Genomic DNA, 7488 nt, shown 5'->3' on the forward strand with positions numbered 1-7488 from the left:
CTTTCTCTCGTTTTCTTTCCCTTTATTCTTGGGACCTTAATAAGTAAAATAACAAGGTGGAAGGAATCCTGACCAAAGAATTCCTGCCCCTTTTTCGACATTGTCTGGCCAGTGCTAAACATTATCATTGGGGATCCCGTGGAGTGATTGGCACGTCAACCCACGCTGGCTAAAAACAACAAAAACGGAGGTAGTAGCAGAAATGAATCCTGATTTAATACCACCAATTTTAGGCGCTGTTGGGTTAGTGATTGCCTTTATCATTTACGCAATGGTCAAACAGCATGCCGCGGGCGAAGGCAAAGTCGTGGAAATAGGCGACCAAATCCACCTGGGCGCCATGGTCTTCATGAAACGTGAATATACCATGCTGGCCCTGTTCGCAGCGGTGTTGATCGTGTTGCTATTTATCTCCCTGGGCTGGCAAACATCCGTTGCGTTTATTGTTGGCGCGCTCAGTTCAGCCACTGCTGGTTACATAGGAATGTATACCGCCACCAAGGCCAATGTGCGTACCACAACCGCTGCCCACAAAGAGGGCGCAGCGGCAGCATTAACCGTCGCATTCTTCGGCGGTTCGATTATGGGAATGACCGTCGCCTCTGTTGGTTTATTAGGTCTCGGTGTTCTCTACTTACTGTTTGGCGGTGATCCCCATACGGCTCATGTTATCCACGGTTTCGGCATGGGTGCTTCCAGCGTGGCATTGTTCTCACGTGTCGGTGGTGGTATCTACACCAAGAGTGCCGATGTCGGCGCAGACCTGGTGGGTAAAGTAGAAGCCGGTATTCCGGAAGATGATCCACGCAACCCAGGGGTAATCGCGGATAATGTTGGGGACAACGTAGGTGATGTTGCTGGTATGGGTTCTGACATCTTTGAGTCTTATTGTGGTTCTATCATCGCCACCATCGCAATGGCATCAACCATGGCGATGGAACTACTCACAGATCTCGGTGGTGATCGACAGGCACTAATGTTTTTACCCCTTGCACTGGCATCAGCCGGATTAATCTGTTCTGTGCTGGGTATCGTGCTCGTAAAGATTTTCTCTTCATCATCACCCGAGAAAGCACTACGCACTGGCACAATCGGCGCTGCGGTTATCTTCATTGTTGCATCGTATTTCGTCATCGACATGGTTGGTGTTAATACCAAGGTCTGGTACGCGGTTTTGGCCGGAACCGTTGGCGGTATAATCATCGGACTGGTTACTGAACATTACACGGCTGGCAAACCGGTACGTCACATTGCAACTTCAGGTGAAACCGGTCCTGCAACAGTCATGATCACCGGCCTGGCAGTGGGTATGCAGTCCGTTGTCATACCATTGCTATCTATCGCCGCCATAATTTTCATCTCTACCGAACTGGTTGGCCTCTATGGAGTTGGAATCGCCGCGGTGGGAATGTTGGCTACGGTTGGTATCACCATGGCAATTGATGCTTACGGACCGGTTGCGGACAATGCAGGCGGTATTGCAGAAATGGCCGGCCTGGGCGAAGAAACCCGCGCCATTACCGATTCACTGGATGAACTGGGCAATACTACAGCTGCGATCGGAAAAGGTTTCGCCATCGGCGCTGCAGCATTAGCGGCGTTAGCAATTATTGCTGCATTTGTGGAAGTTGTTTCCGCCAACATTGCGGACTTCAACCTTCAACTGAACAATCCGAAAGTGCTGATGGGCATGTTCATCGGCGGTATCTTTCCCTTGTTAGTCAGCGCACTCACCATGACTGCCGTGGGTGATGCGGCCTTTGACATGATCAAAGAGATCCGTCGTCAATTTAAAGAAATACCCGGGCTAATGGAAGGTACCGGCAAGCCCGATACGGGGCGTTGTGTTGATATTGCCACCACTGCAGCATTAAAGAAAATGATTCCGCCGGGATTACTCGCTGTAGCCGCACCGCCTGTTGTTGGGTTTGGATTAGGCGCAGAAGCCCTGGGCGGCATGCTCGGTGGCGCACTGGTGGCTGGCGTACTTATGGCCCTGATGATGGCCAATGCCGGTGGCGCCTGGGACAACGCCAAAAAATATGTCGAAAAAGGAAACCTGGGTGGCAAAGGTTCCGATGTTCATAAAGCCTGTGTTGTAGGTGACACCGTGGGCGATCCCTTCAAGGACACCTCCGGCCCATCCATGAACATCCTGATTAACGTACTTGCTATCGTCAGTCTGGTTATTGCGCCTTTGTTGTCGTAAGCGTTGCCTCAAAAGTTGTCGTAACAGCGTTATAGCAACATACTTGCAGACAATAACCATCTCAAATAAAAAGGCCCTAATATTAATTAGGGCCTTTCTTTTTTCCAACGATTTAATACTAAAGAGTGAACTTCTTCAGCTTTTTCTTTACCGCAACATTCTTCAACGTCACGTACTGCGGTAATCCGTTTTTATAGGGTGGATAGTCTTCGCCCTTAATCAGGGGTGAAAGATACTCACGACACTTGGCCGTAATATGCATGCCATCTTTGGTGATGAAATTCCGGGGCATGAATTTCTCGACATTCGCCACCTTGGAAAGATCCGCTTCACCGATAGTCCATTTGTAAGGTTTACTGGATTTGCGAACGATAGCGGGCATTACCGAGTTCTTGCCTTTCAATGCCATTTGTACTGCAGCTTTACCTACTGCATAGGCCTGATCCACGTCGGTTTTCGATGCAATATGTCTAGCGGCACGCTGTAAATAGTCCGCAACGGCCCAGTGATATTTGTAACCCAGCTCATCTTTAATCATATTGGCAATCACCGGAGCCACACCACCTAATTGCGCATGCCCAAAGGCATCTTTACCACCCGCCTCGGCCAGGAACTGACCTTCTTTGTTCCGTACACCTTCGGACACCACCAGCGCACAATAACCATATTTTTTGACGCACTGATCAACTTTCTTAAGAAACGCCGCTTCATCAAAATCAATTTCCGGAAACAAAATGATATGAGGTGCATCGCCGGCTTCTTCTGCCGCCAAACCACCGGCGGCTGCAATCCAGCCTGCGTGACGCCCCATAACCTCCATGACAAATATCTTGGTAGAAGTCTTGGCCATTGACGCTACATCAAAGGCTGCTTCGCGGATGGAAACGGCAACATATTTGGCTACGGAACCAAAACCTGGACAGTTGTCTGTAATTGGCAAATCATTATCAACCGTCTTTGGGACATGAATAGCCTGAACGGGATAACCCATTTCCTGGGACAATTGCGAAACTTTATAACAGGTATCCGCTGAATCGCCGCCGCCGTTATAGAAAAAGTACCCGATGTTGTGTGCTTCAAACACCTCAATCAATCGTTCGTATTCGCGTTTATTCTCCTCCAGGCCTTTTAATTTAAATCGGCACGAACCAAACGCACCGGAAGGAGTATATTTCAATGCCGCGATAGCTTTTGCAGAATCTTTGCTGGTATCGATCAAATCTTCCGTTAGTGCGCCAATAATACCGTTGCGGCCTGCGTATACTTTACCTATTTTATTTTTATTTTTACGTGCCGTCTCAATGACACCACATGCACTGGCATTAATGACTGCTGTCACCCCACCTGATTGTGCATAAAATGCATTCTTTTTAGCCATTACCTCGCCTCCATTTGCGTTTTAAACATTCCAACCGCATTTAATTGAATAAATTACACGACAAAATCTGTTTTCTTATGCATCCAATAACACTCACGCGTAAAATTATCACCGGATGTTAGCAAAATTTGTCGGAAAAAGGATTTAAATTACCAAATACATGCATCAACATCATAAATTCCCATAAATTTATCTTTTCACTTCAAGTTTTATCGCCAGTAATGCCTGGATAACGACGTAAAAGTGTCGTTATTACGTCACATTGAGATTTATTATCGTGATTCCTTATAGTTTTTTTTACAAAATTATCGTTCGCATCAACTAAGCCGGTAATTTTCGAATATGAATAATGGAATTTTTTGCGTTCTCTAATATTTTTGGCAATACTTTGTTCAATAATTATTGACTTGGCTATCTTTTTAAGAGTAGCTTTACAGTTTTTTAAATCTCAGTACAATTGCGGCAACAATTGTGGCAACAATTGTGGTAAAAAAGTGGCAGTCAAAGGAATAGAGGTAGCCATATGAGAATCGTACTAGTCGGTGCGCCCGGTTCCGGTAAAGGAACACAGGCGAAGATGCTAGTCGAAAAATACGGAGTACCCCAGATCTGCACCGGAGAACTGCTTCGCGAAGCAGTATCCGCCAAAACTCCCCTAGGACTACAAGCCAAAGCAGCAATGGATGCGGGGCAACTGGTATCAGACCAAATTGTTCTTAATATGATTGAAGAACGTTTAGCAGACTCTGATGCAAAAAACGGCTTTATTCTTGATGGTTTTCCTCGTAACGTTCCCCAGGCAGAAGCGCTTGATTCCATGTTGAATCGATTACAAATGCCTCTGCAGGGAGTAATACTGATTGAAGTCGATTTTGATTTGCTGATTCAACGTATTACGGGTAGACGTACCTGTCATTCATGCGGTGCTGTTTATAATATTTATACTTCACCTTCCAAACTGGAAGATCACTGCGACCAATGCGGCGGAAATCTGCATCATCGAGCCGATGACAATGAGGAAACTATTTCCAACCGACTTCGCGTGTATGAAATGCAAACCGCACCGCTCGTTGCCTATTACTCCAATCAAAACAGACAATATACATTGCCAGGCAATGGTGAAATTGAAGAAATATATGAAGGTTTATGTAAAATAATTGACGCATTACCACTCTCACCACCACAAAAGGAGGGCATAGAAACACAAATATCTATGGAAGAATCTGAAAATAAAACTACAATTATGGAAAATCATCAAGAATTGACTACATTTGATGATATTATTAAAGAAAAAGCTAAAGAAACTAAAGTAACTTCCGAAAAGAAGGCCAAAGAAGCACCCAAAACTTCTGTTAAACGTACTACTAGTAGTACCAAACGTAAGAAAAAGGAGGCCACAACCATGGCAGCGAAGAAAAAAGCAACAAAGAAGAAGGCAGCTAAGAAAAAAGCAGCCAAGAAGAAAGTAGCTAAGAAGAAAAAGGCTACTAAGAAGAAAGCAACCAAGAAGAAAGCAACTAAGAAAAAAGCAGCGAAGAAGAAAAAAGCTGCACCTAAGAAGAAGAAAAAAGCAGCCAAGAAGAAAAAAGCTGCACCTAAGAAGAAAAAAGCAGCTAAGAAGAAAAAGGCTGCTAAGAAGCGTAGATAATCAGCCGATTGGCTCCACATGGAGTCATGAAGCAAATTTCTACCAAATTAAGGGTGTACCTCGGTACACCCTTAATTTTTTCCGCATTTTGTAATTCCAAACCTTCCTTATTTTGCCAATTCCTGGTTTTGCAGTATCCTTTACTACAATTTACGTCACCATAAACGTCGAAACCGGTGTAAAATCGATTAATTTATCTTATATTCCCCAGACAGGAGTACCTAGCTGTGTCTAGTTTTGACCGTACCCAACGTTCCATGCCTTCAATTCGAATGCGCCGCATGCGCCGGGATGACTTCAGCCGTCGTTTGATGCGTGAAAGCCAGCTTTCTGTTGATGATTTAATCTATCCCATATTTGTGATCGAGGGCGAAGGCCAACGGGAAAAAGTTGAATCCATGCCCGGTGTCGAACGGGTTAGCATTGACGAGCTAGTCAAAGAAGCGGAAGACCTGGTGCAGCTGGGTGTACCCGCCATTGCCCTGTTTCCGGTGGTTGGTGATGCTAAAAAATCACTCGACGCAAAGGAAGCCTTTAATCCTGATGGCCTCGCGCAACGCGCAGTCCGCGCATTGAAGAAGGCGCAACCATCACTTGGCGTCATAACCGATGTTGCATTAGATCCATTTACTACTCATGGACAGGATGGCTTGATCGATGATACGGGCTATGTATTAAATGATGAGACTGTAGAAGTTTTGGTTAAGCAAGCCCTTTCACATGCAGAAGCAGGTGCTGACATCGTCGCTCCCTCAGATATGATGGACGGTCGTATTGGTGCAATCCGTAAAGAACTGGAAGCAAACAATTATATCTACACTCGCATCCTGGCATACTCCGCCAAATACGCATCGAGTTTTTATGGACCGTTTCGTGATGCCGTAGGTTCAGCCGCTAATCTTGGTGCAGGCAACAAATATACCTATCAAATGGACCCCGCCAATACGAATGAGTCTCTTTGGGAGGTAGGTTTGGACCTGGAGGAAGGCGCGGATATGGTCATGGTGAAACCCGGCATGCCATACCTTGATATCGTGTATCGCGTAAAGGAACAATTTGGCGTACCAACCTATGCCTATCATGTTAGTGGTGAATATTCGATGTTAAAAGCCGCTTCGCAGAATGGCTGGCTGGATGAAAAAGCAGTGGTAATGGAGGCATTGCTGGGCTTTAAGCGGGCCGGTGCGGACGGAATCCTGACTTACTATGCCAAAACTGTCGCCCAATGGCTAAAAGAAACTGACTAGCGCTATTCGAATAGTCTAGTTCCACAACAAGAGGAGACCAACTCGTGGCACCAAGCATAATATCCAATTTATTTGGACAGTCTCCCGTTAAACCGCTGCAAAATCATATGCACGCGGCTCACCAATGCGTGACGCAATTAACACCGTTTTTCAATGCCGTCCTGGCAAATGATTGGGACAAGGTTAATCTGTTACAGAAAGAGATTTCTGATCTCGAAAACAAGGCTGATGAACTAAAACGGGAACTACGTATGCAATTACCGAATAGCCTGTTAATGCCTGTGTCCCGGCGAGACCTGCTGGAAGTACTGACAATGCAGGATAAAATTGCCAATAAAGCAAAAGACATCGCTGGCCTTATTACAGGCCGAAAAATGAGTTTCCCTGGCGCTATTGCTGATACGCTCAAATTATTTATCCAGCGCTCTATCGATGCCTCACAACAAGCATGTAAAGCCATCGATGAATTTGATGAGCTGGTGGAAACAGGTTTCCGAGGCAAAGAAGCAGATGTCGTGGAAACCATGATCAACAAACTGGATGACATCGAGGCCGACACAGATCGTATACAGATCCAGATTCGAGCAGAGATATATCAGCTTGAAAAAGAACTGCCCCCAGTCGACGTGATATTCATGTACAAAATTATTGACTGGATTGGGGAATTGGCCGATCGGGCACAACGTGTGGGAAGCCGGCTGGAATTAATGCTGGCACGCTAACAAAGAATAAAACAACATAAATAACAATAACGGAGTACGGGAACCACACACCCAGAAGTACTCTGAACAAACAAGGTTGACCTTCCATGGATTACGGTACTACCTATATCATTCTGGCAATTGCTTTCGGTTTTTTCATGGCCTGGGGTGTTGGTGCTAATGACGTTGCCAATGCCATGGGAACATCCATTGGTTCCGGCGCTGTCACCATAAAACAGGCCGTCATCATTGCCGCCATCTTTGAGTTCAGCGGCGCTTTTTTGGCCGGAGGCCAGGTAACGGCA

General features: G+C 45.8%; 6 protein-coding genes. 5 read left to right on the forward strand and 1 reads right to left on the reverse strand.

Annotation, left to right across the window (positions count from 1 at the left end):
* Positions 1 to 202: 202 nt before the first annotated feature.
* A complete protein-coding gene (locus tag ACWVCM_RS02650; protein ID WP_455200156.1) occupies positions 203 to 2209 on the forward strand; it encodes a sodium-translocating pyrophosphatase in 2007 nt (668 codons plus the stop codon).
* 118 nt (positions 2210 to 2327) lie between these two features.
* Here the strand turns inward: ACWVCM_RS02650 and ACWVCM_RS02655 are convergent, their stop codons facing one another.
* A complete protein-coding gene (locus ACWVCM_RS02655) occupies positions 2328 to 3587 on the reverse strand; it encodes a 6-phosphofructokinase (protein WP_455200157.1) in 1260 nt (419 codons plus the stop codon).
* Between the two features lie 523 nt (positions 3588 to 4110).
* Here ACWVCM_RS02655 and ACWVCM_RS02660 point away from each other — a divergent pair.
* From ACWVCM_RS02660 to ACWVCM_RS02675, 4 genes are all read left to right on the forward strand, one after another.
* Positions 4111 to 5235 carry an adenylate kinase gene (locus tag ACWVCM_RS02660; RefSeq protein WP_455200158.1) on the forward strand — a complete coding sequence of 375 codons (1125 nt, stop codon included), beginning with the start codon at positions 4111 to 4113 and terminating at the stop codon, positions 5233 to 5235.
* A gap of 257 nt (positions 5236 to 5492) precedes the next feature.
* Complete coding sequence (gene hemB / locus ACWVCM_RS02665) at positions 5493 to 6482, forward strand: porphobilinogen synthase (RefSeq protein ID WP_455200161.1); 990 nt, start codon at positions 5493 to 5495, stop codon at positions 6480 to 6482.
* 44 nt (positions 6483 to 6526) lie between these two features.
* On the forward strand, positions 6527 to 7204 hold the full coding sequence (locus tag ACWVCM_RS02670; RefSeq protein WP_455200159.1) for a TIGR00153 family protein: 678 nt from the start codon (positions 6527 to 6529) through the stop codon (positions 7202 to 7204).
* Between the two features lie 86 nt (positions 7205 to 7290).
* Positions 7291 to 7488: inorganic phosphate transporter (locus tag ACWVCM_RS02675; RefSeq protein ID WP_455200160.1), on the forward strand; the 198-nt coding region annotated here is incomplete at its 3' end.

Source organism: Kaarinaea lacus, assembly GCF_975902315.1.